The organism is Photobacterium sp. GB-36 (genome assembly GCF_003026135.1).
Lineage (GTDB): Bacteria > Pseudomonadota > Gammaproteobacteria > Enterobacterales > Vibrionaceae > Photobacterium.
Genome location: NZ_PYNY01000003.1, coordinates 211670 through 232359, shown reverse-complemented (window position 1 = coordinate 232359; position 20690 = coordinate 211670). Strand labels below are relative to the sequence as shown.

Here is a 20690-nt window from a genome sequence, read left to right as displayed (position 1 = left end):
AGAATAAGTGCTCTTTGGTAGATATTTATCGTTGATCTTAATAGCGTTTAAATTGCTCGCGGTAATGATCAACCCACATTGCTGTCGCACCACAAACAGCCACAGGCATGACAAGTAAGTTAATAATTGGGGTCATAGTGAAAAACATTACGATGGCACCAAAACTTAACGCTTGGCCACGATGTTCTTTGAGGGCATCTCGCATATCAATAAATGGCACTTTGTGGTTATCAAACGGATAATCAACATATTGAATCGTCATCATCCAAGCGCTAAATAAAAACCATAAAATAGGACCAAGCGTTTGGCCGATGGCAGGGATCCACATTAGGATCAATAAGCCAATTGCTTTGGGTAAGTAATACTTTAATTTAGTCCACTCTCTGCCCATGGTTCGAGGTAGATCTTTTATTAACGCTTTAAAACTATCATCAGGTGGATTATTACCTGTGAGTTTAGCTTCTATATATTCAGCTAATAGCCCATTAAATGGTGCAGCAATCCAGTTGGCAATGGTACTGAAGAAATAAGAAAACGTCACTAATGCAGCAATAGCAAGTAACGGCCATAACACATAAGATAGCCACTCAAGCCAGCTAGGCAGGTAACTTAACCAACCATCAATCCAGCCATTCAACTGAGTAAGTAAGGTGGCAAATGCGCCACCTAATAAAAGAATATTGATGAGCAATGGGATGATTACAAAACGACGCGTTCCTGGTTGGGTAACCAGTTGTAACCCTGTAAAAAAGTATCCAGCACCGCTGGTTGTTGATTTTATGGCATGCTGTTGCGACATTCGATTTCCTTAATCGGATCTCTCACATTTATTTTGATGAGGGATGATAGAGAGATTATATAGAGTATGTTAACGGGCTATGTAGGATGGAATCAAATGAAAATATGGTTGTCACAGTTTTGACAAACCATTAAATCTCATCATTCATAATGAAAAATGGTGTATAAAGTGTACAAAACTCACGTTGTAAAGACTATCTTGCCTGAATAGCGATATTCAACTTCTCATTATCATTTGAGTTTTGGTACAGTAAGTCATCGGCAAGAAATTCTAGCTAGAGATTTTGTCTGCCTAGTTGATTTTTTACTATTATTAACCCCGTCTAGGGATAACGAGTTAATTTCAGAGTATTCGTATGCAGGAATTGCGTCTAGTTCTTATTATTGTTGGTGCGCTTGCGATTACAGCGCTTCTTTTTCATGGTCTATGGACAAGTCGAAAAGAAAAACCGGCCAAGTTTGGTGAAAAGCCAGTAGGTAAAATCGATGAAACGGCATTTGATCTTCAAGGTGACGTTGAAGAGAGTGTCAGTGAAGCACGTGTTGTAAGTAAGCCACAGGAAGTGGTTGAAAAGACAAAGCCAACAAAACGCAAAGAGCCTGGTTTTAGTTTTGGTGAGCGTCCACAGCAAGATCCATTATTAGGCAATGTTACGGTTGATGACGGTGATGATGATCTCCCTAGAATGTCAGCAACAGATAATGACGATGTACCTACAAAAGTGACAACCGTTCAACCACAAGCTACGACAGTTGAGCAACCTCAGCAAGTATCACCACAAACATCTGTGCAATCTGTACAACCTGTAAATGTTCAACAATCGGCTGCTCAACCGAATAGCGCTCCTGTTGAACCTGTTATACAGCCTCAGGTTGCGGCAACTATTAACTCAGCGACTACAGCTCCTGTTGTAGAAACGCAAGCGCCAGTACAGCCTGAAATCATTCAGCAACCACAGCAGCCTACGTATACTCCAGTGCAAGAAACTGTTCAGCAACCTGTAGCGGCCGAGCCAGTGTTTCAGCAAGCACAACAGGTGGTCGTCGACATTCCTGTGGTTGAGCCTGAAATTATTGAACAACCGATTGAAAAATCTGCTGTTGAGCCTCAAGCACAATTTGTTCCTGCTGAAGAGCCTGCACAAGTTGAAGTAGCAACGCCAGTCGTTGAAGAAAACGTTGTGCAAGTTGCCGAGCCTTCGATTCAAGCCAAGCAAGAGCCAAGTGTATCTTTCATGCCAGAGCCAGAGCCAGAGCCAGAGCCAGAGCCAGAGCCAGAGCCAGAGCCATTACCACCAACTTATATATCGCTATGTGTTCATGCGCGCAATGGTAAGATTTTACGTGGGCCGTCACTGTTCGCATGTTTAGAGCGTCATGGTTTAATTTTTGGTGAGAATTCAGTGTTCCATCGTCATGCTGATTTAGCTGGCACGGAACCTGTTATTTTCTCAGTAACTAACTTGCTAAATCCAGGCTCTTTCCCTGAAACTAACTACCAACATTTTGAAACACCAGGTATCGGCTTTTTCTTAATGTTGCCTTGTTACGGTAAGGCAGCCAGTAACTTTAACTTAATGCTACAAACAGCACAGCAAATTGCTGATGAGTTAAATGCAGATGTTCTCGATCAAGATCGTGTAATGATCACGCCAAATCGTATTACGCAATATCGAGAAAAATCAGTGAAATATAATGATGCTTAATCTTTAAAAAGATGAAGTCATTAATGAGCAGGCTCCTTTAAGGGGCCTGTTTTTTTATTTAAATTTAGGCAATAGTCTTAATCGTTTTATTATCGATAGGGCGTTGTTTTGGCAGAAACTATCAAGATTTGTCAGGTAGAAAAAATGAGTATTGACCTTCAGCAACAATTATTAACGCTACGACAGCAACTCGATTACCACGGTCATCGTTATTACGTTGAAGATAACCCAGAAATTCCTGATGCTGAATATGACCGGATGATGCAGCAATTACTAAAGATCGAAGCTGAGCATCCAGAATGGATAACGGTTGATTCGCCAAGCCAACGTGTTGGTGGTGCTGCGTTAGAGGGGTTTACTCAAGTTAAACATGAGATCGCGATGCTTTCGTTAGACAATGCGTTTAATGATGATGATTTACGTGCATTTCAAAAACGTTTACAAGATCGTTTGCGTTCAGGAGCAACACTTAGTTACTGCTGTGAGCCTAAATTAGATGGTCTTGCTGTGAGCCTAATGTATGAAAAGGGGGTGTTAGTACAAGCAGCAACCCGAGGTGATGGCGCAACAGGTGAAAATATCACTCATAATGTGCGTACTATTCGCGCTATTCCCTTAAAGCTTCAAGGCGACGACTGGCCTGAGCGATTAGAAGTTCGCGGCGAAGTCTTTATGCCTAAAAAAGGCTTTGAAGCGTTAAATATCAAGGCGCTTAAAAAAGGTGATAAGGCATTTGCAAACCCTCGAAATGCAGCAGCTGGTAGCTTACGTCAGCTAGATCCTAAAATTACCGCGACGCGGCCGTTAAGTTTTTATGCCTATGCTGTCGGTGTTGTCGATGGACGTGAACTTGCCAATACGCAATATGAACGCCTGTGCCAGTTAAAAGCATGGGGGCTTCCAATGTGCCCAGAAATTCGCAAAGTTGACAGTATTGAAGAAGTTATTGCTTATCATCAGAGTATTGGTGAAAAGCGCCAATCACTAGGCTATGAAATTGATGGTGTGGTGATTAAAGTTGATGATGTTGATACACAACAACAGCTTGGCTTTGTTGCTCGAGCACCTCGTTGGGCAATTGCTTATAAATTCCCAGCCCAAGAAGAGATGACAATTCTAAACAATGTCGAGTTTCAGGTTGGGCGTACAGGTGCAATTACACCCGTTGCTAAGCTTGAACCTGTGTTTGTGGGCGGTGTAACAGTCAGTAATGCAACACTGCATAATGCTGATGAAGTGGCGCGTTTAGGCGTGATGATTGGCGATACCGTTATTATTCGTCGTGCTGGTGATGTCATTCCACAAATCGCTTCAGTGGTTGAGTCTCGTCGCCCAGAAAATGCGCAAGCGATTGTATTTCCAACAGAGTGCCCTGTTTGTCAGTCAAAGGTTGAACGTATTGAGGGCGAAGCCGTCGCACGTTGTACCGGTGGCCTCTTCTGTCAAGCCCAGCGTAAAGAAGCGTTAAAACACTTCGTATCACGTAAAGCATTAGACGTTGATGGTTGTGGCGAAAAAGTGATAGAGCAACTGGTTGATCGTGAAATGGTAACCACACCTGCTGATTTGTTTAAATTCAGTGCAGGAGAAGTCACGGTACTTGAGCGTATGGGACCTAAATCAGCTCAAAAACTGGTTGATGCGCTGAATGCTTCAAAACTGACAACATTACCTCGTTTTATTTATTCTCTAGGTATTCGTGAGGTAGGTGAAGCAACGGCTGCAAACCTAGCGAATTACTTTGAGACATTAGAAGCAATTAGCCAAGCAACGAAAGAGCAGTTAATTGAAGTGCCGGATGTGGGCGGTATTGTTGCTGCGCATATCTTTAATTTCTTTCGTGAAGAGCACAATATGGTCGTTGTGAACGAGTTAAAAGAAGTTGGGATACATTGGCCTGAAATTGAAAAAATTGATGAGGATGTCGAATTACCGCTTGATGGAAAAGTGGTTGTACTAACAGGATCTCTATCTCAATTAACTCGCTCTGATGCGAAAGCTGCATTACAAAAATTAGGTGCAAAAGTCACAGGCAGTGTTTCGAAGAAAACTGATTTATTAGTGGCAGGTGAAGCGGCTGGTTCTAAATTAACGAAAGCACAAGAGCTAGGTATTGAGATCTGGGACGAACAAAAACTCGTTGATCTGATGGCTTAATACCTTTTTATAAGGTTGATAAATTTTGTTACAAAAAAAGTCGCTCCATTTTGGGCGGCTTTTTTTTATGAATTAAATGAAACAGTGTATATAACTGTGTGATCAATACGTGTAATAGATGTTTCATTATCAACAACAAATCATTGTGTTAATAATTTGTTTTTTAAAAAAATCAGGTATGTCAATAAAAAGAAAAATACGATCAGGGTCACATATATATGCTGGTGGGTTTATAGGTTATTGTTTTAATTGTGATTTTACTTTTTGGTAAAAACATTTGAACTGGATCACTATAGGCTGGAAACTTTGCACTGAATCAAATTTTTAACACAAGAAAGTAAGTTCTTATTGATGTTTTGCGCTGCGAAAGTAGTCTTAATAGCGAAGTTACACAAAGTTCAATTTTGAACGAAAAAAATATGAATTGGTCGAAATGATTCGGCTAACATATGGGAAATTTACTTGTAGCCTTCGGCGGCCAACCTTTCAGGTTACAGGTAAACAGCTTATATCTTTTAGGAGTTATTCCATGGAAAACATGTTTAAACGTACACTACTTGGTGCTGCAATCGCAGCTGCTGCAATGACCTCAATTTCAGCTAGTGCTGAAGGTGCAGATGCAGTTGCTATTGAAAAGCTTAAAGAGTCATTTTCATATGAAGTTTACGGTGTTATTGCTATGCAAGCACTGACTCGTGATTATAACGAAGCAGGTAAAGCTCTTTGGGCAGAAGATAGTAATTGGAAATTAAATAATGAATCACGTATTGGTTTCCGTGGCAGCAAAGATTTTGCTAACGGCCCAAAATTCATTTGGCAGATTGAGTCTGGCTATGTTGGCGGTAGCGGTAACGCTGCTGGTGACAGTGGTAAATTAGGTGTACGTGATACATTTGTAGGCTTTGAAGGTGATAGCTGGGGTAAAATCCGTATTGGTCGTGTTCTTACTCCTATTTATGAAATCATCGACTGGCCAGGATCTAACCCAGGTCTAGGTGATGTTTATGACTGGGGTTATGGTATTGCAGGTGCTCCTTATCAAGACCGTCAATCTGACACTGTGCGTTGGGACTCGCCAACATGGGGTGGCTTTAGCGTTGATGTAGCATTTGGTCGTGGTGATGCTGTTGCTCAAGCTGATAGCAACTGGGGTGGTGCTGCTGCGCATTACGCAATTGGCCCTGTAACACTACAGGCTGCATATGAGCGTAATAACTCTTCAGAGTGGATTAATGATACTTACCTAGTTGGTGTACAAGGTAACTTTGAGAACGGTTTAGGCTTCTTTGCTCAGTACAAGATGATGGAAGCTAATTCACAAGTTGCTGGTACTGCGGATGAGAGTCAAAATGCTTACACTGCTGGTGTAATGTATAACATCGCTGATTACCAGTTTAAGGTAGGTTATGCGGCGAACGAAGATTTAGAGCGTGATGGTAAGAAAGTTGGTTACACTGACGACTCTGTAATTTCTGGTCAGGTAATGTACTTTATTGACCCATCAGCTGTTGTTTATACACGTGTTCGTCATGTAGAGCGTGCTGATGAAGCAGCTAAACGTGTTGATAATCAAAACCCAGAGTTCATGGAATACTCTGTAGGTGTAGAATACTACTTTTAATTAATACTTTATTAATTAAAACTTTAAAGAACGAGCGTAATGCTCGTTCTTTTCTTAAGCGTAAACAGGATACTTGTATGAAAAAAATAATTTGTAGTGTGTTGCCATTGGTATCGCTGTTCTCTAGTAACATTTATGCTGATGTGAAATTTGAATCATCAAAAGAAACAAATATTCTTGTTGTAAATGGAAAAGAGGAGGGATGGTCTTTTATAAAAGCTACAAATGAAGTGGTTTTACCTAATGGTGAAAATCAAATTTTATTTAACATCGGTACAGTTGTATTAGATGATGCTGCAAAAAAGAAATTTAATTCAACGCCATTATTAATTAAGTTTGATGCAAAAGATACTAAATTAGTTCTAGGGTATCCAAAAATTCGAACATTAGATCAAGCTGAAGCTTTTAATAAGTCGCCTGAAATAACACTAAAAAATAGTCTGGGTGATGAGGTTAAATTCGAATATATTCAATTAAATAGCTCAGGATTACAGAATTTTAGAGACTACGAAAGAGAAGTTGCTGATTATAACAAGTCTGGCGGTATTGCATCAATTGGGTATGTTGAAACAACGTTTAGTACTCCAACCATTCCAGCTTCTACTCCATCACCTGAAGCAAAAATGAAGTTTTTGAAAAATGCATTCATTGGCCTATCTGAAGAAGAAAAACAAGAATTTATGTCTTGGGGACTAAAAAATTTATAGTTTCGATTAAAAACGTAAACAATATATTTTATAAATTACTTCTATTGATAATAATTGATAGAGGTAATTTGTTTTTCAAAGTCTTATTAAAATAATCTCTGTATTGATAGTTTTATTAGAGTAATCTTTCTCAACACCTCTCCAAACTTCGAATTTCTCATTGTAGACAAAGCATTGTAGATTTACTCCACGGTGCTAAAATACTCGTTATTAGATAAGACACAGTAGCCCTTACTGTGTAGTCCTTCATTCATAAGGTAATTCCAATGACGGTTAAAACTCGTTTTGCACCAAGTCCAACTGGCTTTTTGCACGTAGGTGGTGCTCGTACTGCACTTTACTCATGGTTATACGCTAAACATATGGGCGGCGAGTTTGTACTTCGTATTGAAGATACGGATCTAGAGCGTTCAACTCAAGAAGCTATCGACGCGATTATGGAAGGGATGGAGTGGTTAGAGCTTAACTGGGATGAAGGCCCTTACTACCAAACTAAGCGTTTTGATCGTTATAACGAAGTGGTTGATCAACTTCTAGCAGAAGACAAAGCGTACAAGTGTTACTGTCCGAAAGAGCTTCTTGACGAAATCCGTGAAGAGCAAATGGCAGCTGGTATTAAACCTCGCTACGATGCAAACCACCCTAAAATTATTGCAGCTAATGCCGCAGCAACAGAAGATTCACCATTCTGTATTCGCTTCCGTAACCCTAAAGAAGGGACTGTCATTTTTGATGATAAAATCCGTGGTCACATCGAAATTGCGAACAGTGAGCTTGATGATCTTATCATTCGTCGTACAGATGGTAGCCCAACGTACAATTTCTGTGTGGTTATCGATGACTGGGATATGGGTATTACTCAAGTTGTTCGCGGTGAAGACCACATCAACAATACGCCTCGTCAAATTAATATCTATAAAGCGCTAGGTGCACCAGTACCTGAGTTTGCACACTGCGCAATGATTCTAGGTGATGATGGCGCAAAATTATCTAAGCGTCATGGCGCTGTAGGTGTAATGCAATACCGTGATGATGGTTACCTGCCACAATCATTACTGAACTACTTAGTACGCCTAGGTTGGTCTCATGGCGATCAAGAGATTTTCTCACGACAAGAGATGATTGATCTATTTAGCCTAGAATCAGTAAGTAAATCAGCATCTGCATTTAATACTGATAAGCTATTATGGCTAAATAACCATTACATCAAAACAGCTGAACCTGAGTATGTTGCGAAATACCTACAATGGCACTTAGATAAGAAAGAAATTTCTATTGAAAATGGCCCTGCTATTACAGATGTGATCACGCTAGTGGGTGAGCGTTGTAATACATTGATCGAACTTGCTGAACAATCTCGTTACTTCTACCAAGACTTTAACGAATTTGAAGCTGGCGCGGCGAAAAAGCATTTACGTCCTGTTGCAAAAGAAGCGTTAGCGCTTGCACTGGCTAAAGTTGAAGCACTTGAAGAGTGGACAACAGAAAATCTTCATGCCGTTATTGCACAAGTGTGTGAAGAACTTGAGCTAGGTATGGGTAAAGTGGGTATGCCTTTACGTGTAGCTGTTACAGGTCAAGGTCAGTCGCCTTCTGTTGATGCTGTGATGCAGCTTATTGGTAAAGAGCGTGTTGTCGCTCGTATCAAAATGGCGTTAGCATTTATTGCAGAGCGTGAAGCTAACGCATAAGCTTGTTAAATATAAAATAAAAAAACGGAGCATTAATGCTCCGTTTTTTATATTTGCTAATTAGAATCTTGCGTTCACAAGAGGGAAAACAGGAAGATCTTTGCTAACGAAAGTACCCGAACGGTCGAAGTTGATTAAACCTATTTGAATACCTTTATTAATATGATTTGTTGCGTTCATAAAGCCAAATTGGAGTCCATTTAAACTACCTGCATAATTAAAGAGTCCCAATTGCGCACCTGTGAAATTACTTGCTGTGTAGTTTACTAGGCCGACATCAGCCCCTTTTGCTGTTCCGCCATTAAAGTTTGCTAAACCTAATTCAAACCCTTTCATACTTGTACGGGTACGGTTTGCACCATAGAACAAACCAAGGTTAATTCCTGTAAAGTTATCAATATCAGAAAGACCAAGAACGGAAAAATTTAACCCTTTCACATTGTGGCTTCGACCATAAAGTGCACTTACTCGAACACCTGATACATCACCTGCAGGCAAGTTAATTGTTGGAACAGAAAGTTGTACTGGAGAATCAGCGTAAACGGATGGAGCACAAATTGCCGTTGCGAGTAAAAGAGAGGTCAGTTGAAGCTTCATGAAAATAATCCTTAAGGTTAGTCGTCACCATTAAAGATATTTAACCGCACTTTATTACTAGAGGTGTCAATGGTAAGTAAATGATATAGGCGTGATTATTTTATGTTTGTTAGGGTTATATTTTTGAGTTAATTCACAAATATGCTTATATCTTTGTAGTTATGTTGACACTGATGCAGTGAGATTTTATTGTATTCTTGTTTTGGGGCTATAGCTCAGCTGGGAGAGCGCTTCGCTGGCAGCGAAGAGGTCAGCGGTTCGATCCCGCTTAGCTCCACCAAATTCTAAACCTCGCCTTGTGCGAGGTTTTTTTTATGTCTAAATTTATCAATTTAAAACAAAGCCCCGCATAGTGGCGAGGCTCTTTATTGCTATAGCGAAATCTTAGAATCGCGCATTTACAATAGGGAATACAGGTAAGCTGTTACTGACGAAAGTACCAGACTTATCATAGTTAATCAGGCCGATCTGAATACCTTTATTAATATGATCGGTTGCGTTCACTAAGCCAAACTGTAGGCCATTTAGTGTTCCTGCGTAGTTAAATGTACCGAACTGCGCACCTGTAAAGTTGCCAGCAGTATAGTTTACGGCACCAAAATCAGCCCCTTTCGCATTACCGTCGTTCAAGTTTGCAAGACCAAATTCAAGCCCCGTCATCATCGAACGAGTACGGTTCACACCAAATGCTAGGCCAAAGTTTAGACCTTTGAATGTATCAATATCTGAAAGACCTAATAATGAGAAGTTTACACCTGTTACAGAAGCGGTATGCCCATATAAAGCATTTAAGCGAACCCCTGTAACGTTACCTGCTGGTAGGTTTACGCCGGGTACTGAAAGCTGAACTGGTGTGTTAGCCATAGCTGCTGCAGGGGCAAGAAGAGCGGCAGATACAATAAGAGATGCTAATTTCATTTTCATAATGTCCTATACAAACTCATAACATGAGAGTTATGAAGTGCTGGCAGTATAAACACTAAATAATAAAAAACAACGTTCAAATATTGTAACGTTATGTTTCAAGTAATGAGCTAAATAAATCCATTTTATTGATTTAAAACAGTAAAAATATTTTTGATAATAATAGTTGTAGCCGTTTATTAGCCACAAAAATAAGGCTAATAACACGTTATAAAGCAGATTGTTCAAAGAAGAGCAGATTAAATCATGCGACCCGAAGTGATAAAGACTGAATCTATATAGTATTGTTACGACACTACATTGTGTGGAAATAAAAAAGGCTTAGCAATAAAAAATCGCTAAGCCTTTGAAAAATATGGCGCTCCCTACTGGAGTCGAACCAGTGGCCTTCCCCTTAGGAGGGGGACGCTCTATCCATCTGAGCTAAGGAAGCATTTGAGTATTATACGGTATATTTTCAAAAATATAAGGGAATACTCTTAACGTCGCGTTTGCTTGGTTAGTAAATCACCAGGTTGGATGCTTGCTGCTAATTCTGGTTGATTAACAATAAGTTCCGCTGACTTTTCATAAACGCGATCAACGGTTAAGCTAATTTTTGTATCAACCATTCGATTCCGCGGTATACCTTTTTGATCAATAAATCCTGCGCTATGCCAAAGTTTTAATTTATCACCTTGTTTTACACCATGAATACGACCAACGTTCATTTGTGCGACATTATTATGGATGTTGATGATTTCTGGGAGGCTGGCTCGGCAAGAGAGCGCACTTTCAATATCTAGCATCATATTTTGGCTGATACGTTGAATGCTCTGTCCATAAGGTGAAACCCAAAAACGTGCTGATTTGGTATCCACATGGCTTGAGCGAGAAAACGGCCATAACCCAATTTCACGGTAGCTATTTTGGTAGATGATCTCGCCTGTTTTACCGTCCATTATTTCCAATGAAACAGCAAACTGGCGATTAACTTGATCTTTCTTAACTAATTTTTCATCAAGGGTGGCGGTCAAATCTGTTATTTCACCACCAATTAAATATTGCGCATCGTGATCTTCAGCCAGCATCGTCATTGCAGATACTTGGGTTGCACTGAAAGGGACGGTTGTTTTACCAGTAACAATAAAGCTTTGGGAACGTTTTTGAATTTGCTTTCCGAGCATTGAAGCGAAATCAGTGCCTATTTTATAAACGCTACCCATGGCTGCTTGTTGTGGCTCTGTAATTGAAAAACTGCCTAATAGAATGCCTTTTTTATATTGGGTCTTGTGGCAACTTTTTGCCGATGGGTAAATGTCGATACGGCTGGTGACATACATTTTGCCGCCTGCTTTCTTTTGTTCAAGAACCGTTACATTACGGATCTCATTACCACTAAAACGGTATTGTTGTTTAGACTCTGCGAAATAAGGTTTTAATGACGGAAGTGTCGCTATTTCACCGCCCGCATGCCTCATCGCTTGATATACCGCATCTTCTAGTGCATTAACACGTGCTGTTTCTTCACTTTCTAAAATGACAGCTTCACCTGTTACTTCAACCCATTGGGCTGAGCTATAACATGAAAAAAACAAACAAAGTGCACTTAAGCTGCGTAAAAAAAATTTATTCATAAAAGCCCATTTAGGTATGTTTTTTGCTTTTTAATAGTTCGATGAAAAAGTGAATGCAAAGAGTGTTCCCAATTGGGCGCTTGTATTAAAGAATTTAAATGTTCATACGATATAAAGAAAACAATATTTGAGGGCGGGGAAGTAATGAATAAGTGGATTGTAATTGTGTTGTCGTTAGCGATGACTGCTTGTGCCGCACCTCCGGTTTATAACGGTAAAGAGAAATACTCATCAGGCGCCTATTCTTTATCAGACACGCCAAGACATACCGTTGATTATTTTATTGAAGGATTAGCGAATCAATTGGTAACGTCAAATCAATATTTAACGGCAAGTACGCCATTAGCCGTCACCTCGTTTGTTGATTTACAAGATATGACGGAAACCAACTGGCTCGGTAATGTGGTGAGTGAAAACTTCATGTACCAAATGCAGCAGCGTGGTTTTACTGTGGTTGATTACAAGTCAACAGGGGTAATTAAAGTGACTCGTAGTGGCGATTTTAGTATTAGTCGCAACTGGAAAGAATTAGCGTCACAGCAACCTGTTGATTACGTGCTAACAGGTACAATGCTGCGTCAAAGTGGTGGGGTGCTCATCAATGCTCGAATTATCGGTATGCGCTCAAATGTCGTAATTGCAACAGCACAAGGTTTTCTTCCGGCAGAGCGTATTGGTCGAGATTTGGATTTTATGAATAAGATTCAGTTACGAAATGGGGTAATTATGCGTACAGATGTGCGTAACCGTCCTGATAATAATGTAATTTTAAAGCCGTAAGGAAGTAACAATGAAATATTATGTGGCTTTAGCTGCTGCGATGTTATTACTGTCAGGTTGTACTAATACAACATCAGGCAGTGCAACGGTTCCAGGTCCTGACTTAACCCAAAGTAAAGATGTGATCCAAGCGGTAGGGTATGCTTCAATTAGTGAGCAAAAAGGGCGAACCAAAGAAGAAAAAAGTATTCGTGCAATGCGCGCTTCTAAGTTAGATGCTTACCGCGAATTATCAGAGCAAATTTATGGATTACGCATTAGTGCAACCACATCGCTTGATGATCAGCAGTTAGGGTATGAAAGTACAGATGGTGCAGTAGATGGTGTTATTCGTGGGGCAAAAATTATTCGCAGTTATCCTGTCGGTGACAGTTATGTCACGGAAATGGAGTTAAATATTGGTTTGATGGAACGAATGAAGCAACACGGTGAAGTGTTTCATGTGCCGAATAAACAAGAAGTCATGTTTTAACTTTACGCTTTTAGGTTGGTACCTAATGAACGAACATTTTGTGCGACACCATCACAATTGTAGGTCATTTGGTGCCGACCACGACTTTGCTGGAATAAGTTATTTAGCTTATGAAAGCTGAGGTGAGCGCGCTGTAATACTTCGCCATTGATATCATTATATTGTTGGCATTCTTTAACTAGATCTTGAATCGTATTCACTTGTGTTTGGTAATCGTTGATCTGTGTTAACTGGTCGCGCTCTTCATGGGAAGACAATAAATAATCGTGCTGTTGGACTTTGTAGATCAGATCTAACTTCTCTTTGGCAATCTGTTCAATTTCTAATGCCTTGCGGCGAGTAATTGCCACTCTTTCTTGTTTGAGAAGATCGATTAAAGACAATAAGGTGGTTTGTTGAACTTCAAGCAGTTGACCAAGTGTCTGTTTCATTACGCTGATCTCAATTTTAGTATGCAAATGTTATCTTAAAGCCCATTAAGCTCGTCTTCGAACTTTAACATATTTGATGCAAGTTTATCGGCATCAATAGTATATGAGCCATTTGCAATTGCTTGTTTGATCTCTGCCACTTTTCCTGCATCAAAGCTTGGCTCTGTTGCTAATTGTTGATGAATTTGGCCCACAGCTTTACCTTGAGAGCTTAAAGATACTTCGTCATGCTGTTCTTTAGCAATGTTTGAGGTGGTAGTTTGCTCTTCCGTTGTGGTTGTTTTTTGTTGGCCAACACGTGTGGTATTTACAGGTTGTCCACCACGTAGGTGATCAATACTTGCCATAATGTTTTACCTTGATAATTAACTGTGATACCTAGCTATCGGCAAAGTGTGAACAGACTTTAGTAAATATTATGAAGATAAAATGATTTATTTATCGTCATGCGCAATCAACTTTTCTGACTAATACTTTACGGTTACTTCACCAACTGCGGTAATAATAGCATCAATCATGCGTCTTGATGTTTTATTCTGAACTCGGATCTCTTCACCGATAGCTCCATCTGACAGTGCCTTGCCTTCTGTTACTATATTTAGTCCGCCTGTTCCGGCACGGATAATGACAGTGTCGTTACGGCATACTAAACAAATATCACGGGCTTGGATCATTTCTCCTAATTTTACTGAGCGTTTAACTTTTGATCCTATGATTTCATTAGGGTCTTCAAAGCTATTGCCTCGTTGGAAGCGACTTTCAACCATTTGAACGGAAAGTTTATCTCGAGTAATAACCATGCCTCGACCAAGAGCGACGCTGGCGACAACTTTAGGCAGTGTTAATTGTACATTTACAGGGACATAAAGTTGCCAGTTTTCGGTAGGACATTTAACAAGCACAGTAACATTACCACTTAAGTTTTGTTTGCCGGGTAGGCTGGCTTCAAGTGGCGCTGAACAAGTAGAAAAACGAAGACGGTTATCAAGCTCTGCTGCTGTAACTTTTAATTTCCCTTTTTCTGGTAAGGTAACTTGCTGTTTTATTAAGTTTTCAGCGGATTTTTCCACGGAATCTAGCACGTTATAATCAGAAGCAAAGATATTTGTACTAAAGAAAAATAGCAAAAGGCCGATAAAAATTGGCAAGAGTTTTTGATCTCTGTGGCTTGTCACGGTAAATGCTCTTTGGTCATGGTTAGAATTACTATAACATTCGCAGTTATAGCTAGATATTCTAATATCTTGATTATTTATCAGATGTGATCGTGAGTGGATAAAGTGTGTTCGCGAGCGCGATTTATAACACGACAGGGAGTTTATCCAATGACAGGTATTTTAGATTCAGTTAACCAGCGGACACAATTAGTTGGGCAAAACCGATTAGAGCTGCTGACATTTCGTCTTAATCGACGTCAACGTTATGGCATTAACGTATTTAAAGTTAAAGAAGTTCTGCAGTGTCCCCAATTAACATCAATGCCGAATTTACATCCATTGATTAAAGGTGTTGCTCATATTCGAGGACAAACCATTTCTGTTATTGATATGAGTTTAGCGACCGGTGGACGCCCAATCACCGATTTAACGAATTGCTTTATTATCATTTCGGAATTTAATCGTTCTATTCAAGGTTTCCTTGTGTCTTCTGTTGAACGCATTATTAATATGAATTGGGAATCGATTCTTCCACCTCCTCAAGGGGCTGGTCGAAGTAACTATCTGACTGCTGTGACAGAAATAGACGGTGAACTGGTCGAAATTTTAGATGTTGAAAAAATTCTCGATGAGATCTCACCGGTTAATACCAACATTACAGGAACCGTGCTTGAAGAGTTGGTTGAAAATGGCCCTGCCGTGCGTCGGGTTCTTGTTGCTGATGATTCAACCGTTGCACGTAAGCAGGTACAACGAGCGATAGAAGCGATTGGTTGTGAATGCGTACTCGTAAAAGATGGTAAAGAAGCCATTATTAAATTGCGTGAAATGGCCGCTCAAGGCTCTATTTATGATCAACTAGCATTGATTATTTCAGATATTGAAATGCCTGAAATGGATGGGTACACATTAACTGCTGAGATACGAAATGATCCTAAATTAAAAGACTTACATGTTATTTTACATACATCATTAAGTGGTGTGTTTAACCAAGCCATGGTTGAACGTGTAGGAGCAAATGCTTTTATTCCTAAATTTAACCCAGACGAATTGGGTCGAGCTGTAAAAGGGGCAATGCCTGATAGTTCAATTGAATCGGCGTAACAGTTTGAAATTATTAAAAATTATTGAGCATTTAATGCCGAATGTACTGACAAAGAAGAGTTGTAAATGACAGCAGTAACTGTAAATGACCAAGAATATCGTGAATTTTGCCGATTTCTTGAGTCTCAATGTGGCATCGTATTAGGCGATAGCAAGCAATATTTAGTGCGCAGTCGTTTAAGCCCGTTAGTGAATCGTTTTTCTTTATCGTCGCTTTCAGACTTGTTGCAGAATGTATTATCAGGTCGTAATCGTGAATTACGTATTGCCGCCGTTGATGCGATGACAACCAATGAAACATTATGGTTTCGTGATGGTTATCCTTTTACCGTATTATCAGACAAAATTTTGCCTGAACTTGCAGCAAATAAAAAACCGATCAAAATTTGGTCTGCGGCGAGTTCATCAGGCCAAGAACCGTATTCTATGGCGATGACGGTTTTGGAAACCCAAGCTAAGCGTCCTGGTTTACTGCCATCTATTCAAATTACAGCCACTGACATCTCACAGACGATGCTAGAAACATGCCGAGCAGGTGTGTATGACAATCTTGCTTTAAGCCGAGGGTTATCGCCGGAGCGTCGCCGTATGTTTTTTGAAGACAATGGTGATGGCCGTATGCGGGTTAACAATAAAGTTAAACAAATGGTTAATTTTAGGCCGCAGAACCTTAAAGATAGCTATGCATTGCTGGGGAAGTTTGACATTATTTTCTGTCGAAATGTTTTGATATATTTTTCTCCAGAGATGAAATCGAAAGTTTTAAATCAATTAGCGGCCAGCTTAAATCCTGGTGGCTATTTGTTCTTAGGTGCATCTGAGTCACTAACAGGGTTAACAGAAAAATTTGAAATGATCCGTTGTAACCCTGGCATCATTTATAAACTCCGTTAATTGAAGAAGCGCTGCCGCTTGTTAATATTGCGTGTAGCGCTTTTTAGTTAATTATTCTCCTCTCTAGTTACCAACCATCTTCTTAATTTCTCAATTCTTAAAATTGGCACTGTCTTTGCTTCATTACTGCTAAGTAATTGTGGAGGCAAGATATGTCCATTTCGTTCGATAAAGCATTAGGGGTTCATCAGTATACTGTTGGCGTACGTGAAAAACGTGCCGAAACCCTAGCGAGTAATATCTCTAATGCCAACACTCCTGGCTATAAAGCAAAAGATTTAGACTTCAGTCGTGCGCTTAAAGCGGCAACATCTGGGGCAGATATTGGCCTAAGCCGAACAAATGGGCGGCACATTAATGCCTCTACACAAGTCAGTGGCGAGCAAAAATATCGTGTGCCAACACAGCCGGATACAGGGGATGGCAACACGGTGGATGCCCAACTAGAGCAAAACTTGTTTATGCAAAATAGTATTGAATATCAAGCATCGTTGGATTTTTTAGGTTCTAAATTTAAGAACCTGAGCAAGGCATTGAAAGGGGAATAATAATGAGTTTATTTAATGTTTTTAATGTAACGGGATCGGCAATGAGTGCTGAATCTGTACGTTTAAATACCACATCAAGTAACCTTGCTAACGCCAACAGTGTCAGTAGTTCAGCAGAAGAAACTTATAAAGCCCGTCATCCTATTTTTGCCGCCGCATTAAATTCTGCGTCTTATCATCAAAGCAGCAGCGTACCTGTGCAAGTTAAAGGTATTGTTGAAAGTGATAAGCCGCTATCAGCTGAATACAATCCAGAGCACCCGATGGCAAATGCTGAAGGTTTTATTTATAAGCCCAACGTTAATGTGATGGAAGAGATGGCGAATATGATTTCAGCATCTCGTTCATATCAAAATAATGTTCAGGTAGCCGATGCAAGTAAGCAGATGCTAATGAAAACCTTGCAGATGGGCAAATAAGGTAAGGAGTTGTCATTATGAGCACAGTTAATGGTGCAGGAACCAGCAATCTTTCTTACCTTGACCAGCTAAAAAGCATGCAAGATAAGAAAGTCGAACAAGAGCAAGAAGTCACAGGAAAAAATCAGCTAAAGCAAGATGATTTCTTGTCATTACTAACCAAGCAGTTAGCACAGCAAGATCCGTTTAAACCTGTGAGTAATGATCAAATGATCGCGCAAATGGCATCATTCGCTACCGTTGATGGCATTAACAAAATGAATGAGCAGTTTGGCTCATTAAATAGTGCGATGACGTCAAATCAAGCACTACAAGCTTCTTCTCTTGTTGGACAAGATGTACTTATTCCTAATTCAACCGCAATGCGCAGTAGCGAAGGCGAAATGTCTGGCATGACGCGTTTAACGCAAAGCATTGATAACGCAATGTTGCGCGTTGAAAATGAACAAGGTGAATTGGTTAAAACCATGAGTCTTGGTGCTAAATCAGCCGGTGAACATCCCTTTACATGGGATGGTAAAGATGATGATGGCAATATTATGCCGCAAGGTATGTATAAGTTTTCTGTGTCAGGCAATGTAAAAGGCGAAAGCCAGAATTTTGAAGTGCTTACACACGCAAACGTGAATAGTGTTTTATTAGGGAATAACGACGGTCAGGTGATGTTAAACCTTGCTGGTTTCGATAAGCCAGTTCAGTTGGCTGATGTTCTACAAATTGGCAAAGCAACACAAAAAGGATAATCGAATATGAGTATGAACATTGCGTTGAGCGGTCTAGGTGCAGCTCAAAAAGATCTAAATACCACCAGTAATAACATAGCCAATGCCAACACCTTTGGTTTTAAAGAATCACGTGCTGAATTTGGTGATGTCTATTCTAATTCGATTTTCTCTAATGGTAAAACGACAACGGGTGGGGGCGTACAAACCTCAACGGTTGCACAACAGTTCCATGAAGGTTCTAGTATTTATACCAATAACCCATTAGATTTACGTGTATCTGGTTCGGGTTTTTTTGCTGTGGCAGATAATAAGAATGAACCTTCGAATAATAATCTTACTCGCAATGGTGCATTTCATCTAAATAACGAAAATGAGTTAGTGAACTCTGAAGGTAAGTTTCTACTGGGTTACCCTGTCAATAAAGATTCAAATACCGTGGCTTCTTATGAAGCAAAATCGATGAAAATTGATGATGTATTTGGTCAGCCAACAAAATCAGGCACAATCAAAGTGTCTTTAAATTTACCTAATAAAGAAACAACGCCTAAAAATAGTCCATTTGACTTTAAAGATCCTGATTCTTTCAATAAATCAACGTCATCAACGATTTATGATTCATTAGGTAAACCGTATAAAATGACGACTTATTATGTCGCTAAATATGATCCTAATGCCGTTCCAACCAATGCTAATACATGGGAAGTGCATCAAACTGTTACCAATAACAGTGGTCAAGAGCGGTTATTAAAGCCAGATCCAGCAAGCATCCCTGCAGCTTATCAAGTTATTGATAATACAAACCCTGCAGCCCCTGTAGTGACAGGCTATCGGATGCGATTTGATCAAAATGGTCAGCCATATCCTGGAGACCCTGGTAATCCACCTGCAGTTCCGGCAACCCCACCAATGCCATTAAATATCCAAATGGAGACATTCGCTTCTGCTGGTATTGATGTCGGTGGTGCTGATCCTACGCAATCGTTAACCATGAACTATGATGATCCGACGCAATATGCTTCAGCGTTTGAAGTGCGCAAATTTCAAGATGTAGACGGCGCGACAACAGGCTATTTATCAAAAGTTGATATTGATCCTGAAGGCAATATTTTAGCGTCTTATTCAAATGGTAAAGATATCGTTGTAGGACGTGTTGCCTTAGCCCGTGTTTCTAATGAACAAGGGTTAGCACAGTTAGGTGGCACGCTTTGGAATACCACCCAAGAATCAGGTCAGGCGATTTGGGGCGATGCATCACAAGGTTCATTTGGCTCTGTTAAAAGCGGAACGCTTGAACAATCAAATATTGATATGACCCAAGAGCTGGTGGATTTGATCACTGCGCAACGTAACTTCCAAGCCAGCTCTCGTGCACTAGATGTGAATAACCAACTACAACAGAATATTCTACAAATTCGTTAAGCTTTATCCTTTCCAGTCCTATTGCCGTTTTACCTTTTCGTTGAAGCGGCAATTTTTTTCCCTCCCGCATTATCTTCTTGCTCTTTTTCTCTCAATGTACTGTTATTAAACAATAAATATAATTGGCGTAGTTTTTGCTTTATTGATGCTGTTAGATAATAGGAGTGTCAAAAAATGGATCGTGCTCTGTATCTTGCCATGAGTGGCGCAAAACAAGATATGTATGGTATGCAAGTTCATGCCAATAACTTGGCAAATGTCAGTACAACAGGTTTTCGTGCCGACTTACAACAGGCGCGTAGTATGCAAGCCTATGGTGAAGGTCTACCTAGCCGAGTGTTTTCAATGACTGAGCGTCCAGGTAATGATTTTGCACAAGGTTCAGTGATCAATACCGGACGTGATTTAGACGTTGCTATTGAAGGTGATGGTTGGCTTGCTGTAATGGATGTAAAAGGCCAAGAAGCTTACACCCGTGCTGGACATTTAAAAATTGATCAAACAGGCATGCTACAAAACAGTAACGGTCAATTGGTATTAGGCCAAAACGACAGTCCTATTTTTATCCCACTTCCGATCAGTAAAATTGAAATTGGTAAAGACGGTACAGTGTCGGTTTTACCACAAGGTGCGCCGCCTGATGCAATCGCAGTCGTTGATCGCATCAAATTGGTTAAACCTGATAATCAAGCGTTATTTAAAGATACTGATGGTTTATTTAAGTCCATCGGCGAGCGTATTCCGCTTGATGCAGATGCCAGTGTAACACTGGCGAAAGGTATGCTTGAAGGCAGTAACGTGAACGCGGTTTCTGAAATGACCAGCATGATAGATCTTCAGCGCCACTTTGAAATGCAAGTAAAACTGATGAAAACCGCAGAAGAAATGGATAAAGCCTCTTCTTCTCTTATGCGTATTGGCTAA

21 protein-coding genes and 2 tRNA genes are annotated in these 20690 nt (G+C 40.1%); 15 read left to right on the top strand and 8 right to left on the bottom strand.

Annotated elements, in window-relative coordinates:
• Positions 1-37: 37 nt before the first annotated feature.
• Complete coding sequence (cysZ, locus tag C9J46_RS04425) at positions 38-799, bottom strand: sulfate transporter CysZ (RefSeq protein ID WP_107205465.1); 762 nt, start codon at positions 797-799, stop codon at positions 38-40.
• A 355-nt stretch (positions 800-1154) separates the two neighbouring features.
• Here cysZ and zipA point away from each other — a divergent pair, with 355 nt between their 5' ends.
• The 5 genes from zipA (at position 1155) to gltX (ending at position 8680) form a co-directional block, all read left to right on the top strand.
• Positions 1155-2504, top strand: coding sequence for a cell division protein ZipA (gene zipA / locus C9J46_RS04420; RefSeq protein WP_107287238.1), 1350 nt, complete (start codon positions 1155-1157; stop codon positions 2502-2504).
• Positions 2505-2648: 144 nt separating this feature from the next.
• Entirely contained in the window at positions 2649-4661 is a 2013-nt protein-coding gene (gene ligA, locus C9J46_RS04415) for an NAD-dependent DNA ligase LigA (protein ID WP_107290592.1), read from the top strand.
• A 529-nt stretch (positions 4662-5190) separates the two neighbouring features.
• A complete protein-coding gene (locus C9J46_RS04410; protein WP_107290591.1) occupies positions 5191-6282 on the top strand; it encodes a porin in 1092 nt (363 codons plus the stop codon).
• A gap of 77 nt (positions 6283-6359) precedes the next feature.
• The gene (locus tag C9J46_RS04405; RefSeq protein WP_107245642.1) at positions 6360-6989 is read left to right on the top strand and encodes a DUF2057 domain-containing protein; all 630 of its coding nucleotides are present in this window, start codon (positions 6360-6362) and stop codon (positions 6987-6989) included.
• 266 nt (positions 6990-7255) lie between these two features.
• Positions 7256-8680, top strand: coding sequence for a glutamate--tRNA ligase (gene gltX / locus C9J46_RS04400; RefSeq protein WP_107259314.1), 1425 nt, complete (start codon positions 7256-7258; stop codon positions 8678-8680).
• A 60-nt stretch (positions 8681-8740) separates the two neighbouring features.
• On the opposite strand, the gene C9J46_RS04395 is transcribed toward gltX, so the two are convergent.
• Complete coding sequence (locus tag C9J46_RS04395) at positions 8741-9277, bottom strand: LA_2272 family surface repeat-containing protein (RefSeq protein ID WP_107205470.1); 537 nt, start codon at positions 9275-9277, stop codon at positions 8741-8743.
• A gap of 204 nt (positions 9278-9481) precedes the next feature.
• Between C9J46_RS04395 and C9J46_RS04390 the strand changes: the two genes are divergently transcribed.
• Positions 9482-9557: transfer RNA gene (locus C9J46_RS04390), tRNA-Ala, on the top strand.
• Positions 9558-9661: 104 nt separating this feature from the next.
• On the opposite strand, the gene C9J46_RS04385 is transcribed toward C9J46_RS04390, so the two are convergent.
• The 3 genes from C9J46_RS04385 to C9J46_RS04375 form a co-directional block, all read right to left on the bottom strand.
• The gene (locus C9J46_RS04385) at positions 9662-10195 is read right to left on the bottom strand and encodes a hypothetical protein (RefSeq protein WP_233217610.1); all 534 of its coding nucleotides are present in this window, start codon (positions 10193-10195) and stop codon (positions 9662-9664) included.
• A 362-nt stretch (positions 10196-10557) separates the two neighbouring features.
• Positions 10558-10634 (bottom strand) — tRNA-Arg (locus tag C9J46_RS04380).
• Between the two features lie 46 nt (positions 10635-10680).
• Entirely contained in the window at positions 10681-11817 is a 1137-nt protein-coding gene (locus tag C9J46_RS04375; RefSeq protein WP_107290590.1) for a flagella assembly protein FlgT, read from the bottom strand.
• 144 nt (positions 11818-11961) lie between these two features.
• Between C9J46_RS04375 and C9J46_RS04370 the strand changes: the two genes are divergently transcribed.
• Positions 11962-12597: a FlgO family outer membrane protein gene (locus tag C9J46_RS04370; protein ID WP_005370226.1), complete on the top strand. Its 636-nt coding sequence runs from the start codon at positions 11962-11964 to the stop codon at positions 12595-12597.
• 10 nt (positions 12598-12607) lie between these two features.
• Positions 12608-13069, top strand: coding sequence for an LPP20 family lipoprotein (locus C9J46_RS04365; RefSeq protein ID WP_107205473.1), 462 nt, complete (start codon positions 12608-12610; stop codon positions 13067-13069).
• A 2-nt stretch (positions 13070-13071) separates the two neighbouring features.
• Here the strand turns inward: C9J46_RS04365 and C9J46_RS04360 are convergent, their stop codons facing one another.
• From C9J46_RS04360 to flgA, 3 genes are all read right to left on the bottom strand, one after another.
• Positions 13072-13500, bottom strand: coding sequence for a flagella synthesis protein FlgN (locus C9J46_RS04360; RefSeq protein ID WP_107205474.1), 429 nt, complete (start codon positions 13498-13500; stop codon positions 13072-13074).
• A 35-nt stretch (positions 13501-13535) separates the two neighbouring features.
• Positions 13536-13847, bottom strand: coding sequence for a flagellar biosynthesis anti-sigma factor FlgM (gene flgM, locus C9J46_RS04355; RefSeq protein ID WP_105060722.1), 312 nt, complete (start codon positions 13845-13847; stop codon positions 13536-13538).
• A 120-nt stretch (positions 13848-13967) separates the two neighbouring features.
• The gene (gene flgA / locus C9J46_RS04350) at positions 13968-14675 is read right to left on the bottom strand and encodes a flagellar basal body P-ring formation chaperone FlgA (protein ID WP_107205475.1); all 708 of its coding nucleotides are present in this window, start codon (positions 14673-14675) and stop codon (positions 13968-13970) included.
• Positions 14676-14825: 150 nt separating this feature from the next.
• Here flgA and C9J46_RS04345 point away from each other — a divergent pair, with 150 nt between their 5' ends.
• The 7 genes from C9J46_RS04345 to flgF all read left to right on the top strand — a co-directional run bounded on the left by C9J46_RS04345 (position 14826) and on the right by flgF (position 20690).
• Positions 14826-15761, top strand: a complete 936-nt coding sequence (locus tag C9J46_RS04345; RefSeq protein WP_107205476.1) for a chemotaxis protein CheV — start codon at positions 14826-14828, stop codon at positions 15759-15761.
• Positions 15762-15827: 66 nt separating this feature from the next.
• Positions 15828-16655 (top strand): protein-glutamate O-methyltransferase CheR, encoded by an 828-nt coding sequence (locus tag C9J46_RS04340; protein ID WP_045148043.1) that lies wholly within the window; start codon positions 15828-15830, stop codon positions 16653-16655.
• 152 nt (positions 16656-16807) lie between these two features.
• The gene (gene flgB, locus C9J46_RS04335) at positions 16808-17203 is read left to right on the top strand and encodes a flagellar basal body rod protein FlgB (protein WP_005370239.1); all 396 of its coding nucleotides are present in this window, start codon (positions 16808-16810) and stop codon (positions 17201-17203) included.
• A gap of 2 nt (positions 17204-17205) precedes the next feature.
• Positions 17206-17622 (top strand): flagellar basal body rod protein FlgC, encoded by a 417-nt coding sequence (flgC, locus tag C9J46_RS04330; protein WP_045082774.1) that lies wholly within the window; start codon positions 17206-17208, stop codon positions 17620-17622.
• Between the two features lie 17 nt (positions 17623-17639).
• Positions 17640-18365, top strand: a complete 726-nt coding sequence (gene flgD / locus C9J46_RS04325) for a flagellar hook assembly protein FlgD (RefSeq protein WP_107205477.1) — start codon at positions 17640-17642, stop codon at positions 18363-18365.
• Between the two features lie 6 nt (positions 18366-18371).
• The gene (gene flgE / locus C9J46_RS04320; protein WP_107205478.1) at positions 18372-19766 is read left to right on the top strand and encodes a flagellar hook protein FlgE; all 1395 of its coding nucleotides are present in this window, start codon (positions 18372-18374) and stop codon (positions 19764-19766) included.
• Between the two features lie 174 nt (positions 19767-19940).
• Positions 19941-20690, top strand: a complete 750-nt coding sequence (gene flgF / locus C9J46_RS04315; protein ID WP_107205479.1) for a flagellar basal-body rod protein FlgF — start codon at positions 19941-19943, stop codon at positions 20688-20690.

Coding starts and splice junctions, on each gene's coding strand:
- C9J46_RS04405 (WP_107245642.1), top strand. CDS start 6,360: ATGAAAAAAATAATTTGTAGTGTGTTGCCATTGGTATCGCTGTTCTCT.
- C9J46_RS04395 (WP_107205470.1), bottom strand. CDS start 9,277: ATGAAGCTTCAACTGACCTCTCTTTTACTCGCAACGGCAATTTGTGCT.
- C9J46_RS04365 (WP_107205473.1), top strand. CDS start 12,608: ATGAAATATTATGTGGCTTTAGCTGCTGCGATGTTATTACTGTCAGGT.
- C9J46_RS04360 (WP_107205474.1), bottom strand. CDS start 13,500: ATGAAACAGACACTTGGTCAACTGCTTGAAGTTCAACAAACCACCTTA.
- flgF (WP_107205479.1), top strand. CDS start 19,941: ATGGATCGTGCTCTGTATCTTGCCATGAGTGGCGCAAAACAAGATATG.
- flgC (WP_045082774.1), top strand. CDS start 17,206: ATGAGTTTATTTAATGTTTTTAATGTAACGGGATCGGCAATGAGTGCT.
- C9J46_RS04410 (WP_107290591.1), top strand. CDS start 5,191: ATGGAAAACATGTTTAAACGTACACTACTTGGTGCTGCAATCGCAGCT.
- cysZ (WP_107205465.1), bottom strand. CDS start 799: ATGTCGCAACAGCATGCCATAAAATCAACAACCAGCGGTGCTGGATAC.
- C9J46_RS04370 (WP_005370226.1), top strand. CDS start 11,962: ATGAATAAGTGGATTGTAATTGTGTTGTCGTTAGCGATGACTGCTTGT.
- zipA (WP_107287238.1), top strand. CDS start 1,155: ATGCAGGAATTGCGTCTAGTTCTTATTATTGTTGGTGCGCTTGCGATT.
- gltX (WP_107259314.1), top strand. CDS start 7,256: ATGACGGTTAAAACTCGTTTTGCACCAAGTCCAACTGGCTTTTTGCAC.
- flgD (WP_107205477.1), top strand. CDS start 17,640: ATGAGCACAGTTAATGGTGCAGGAACCAGCAATCTTTCTTACCTTGAC.
- flgB (WP_005370239.1), top strand. CDS start 16,808: ATGTCCATTTCGTTCGATAAAGCATTAGGGGTTCATCAGTATACTGTT.
- C9J46_RS04345 (WP_107205476.1), top strand. CDS start 14,826: ATGACAGGTATTTTAGATTCAGTTAACCAGCGGACACAATTAGTTGGG.
- C9J46_RS04375 (WP_107290590.1), bottom strand. CDS start 11,817: ATGAATAAATTTTTTTTACGCAGCTTAAGTGCACTTTGTTTGTTTTTT.
- C9J46_RS04340 (WP_045148043.1), top strand. CDS start 15,828: ATGACAGCAGTAACTGTAAATGACCAAGAATATCGTGAATTTTGCCGA.
- ligA (WP_107290592.1), top strand. CDS start 2,649: ATGAGTATTGACCTTCAGCAACAATTATTAACGCTACGACAGCAACTC.
- flgM (WP_105060722.1), bottom strand. CDS start 13,847: ATGGCAAGTATTGATCACCTACGTGGTGGACAACCTGTAAATACCACA.
- flgE (WP_107205478.1), top strand. CDS start 18,372: ATGAGTATGAACATTGCGTTGAGCGGTCTAGGTGCAGCTCAAAAAGAT.
- C9J46_RS04385 (WP_233217610.1), bottom strand. CDS start 10,195: ATGAAATTAGCATCTCTTATTGTATCTGCCGCTCTTCTTGCCCCTGCA.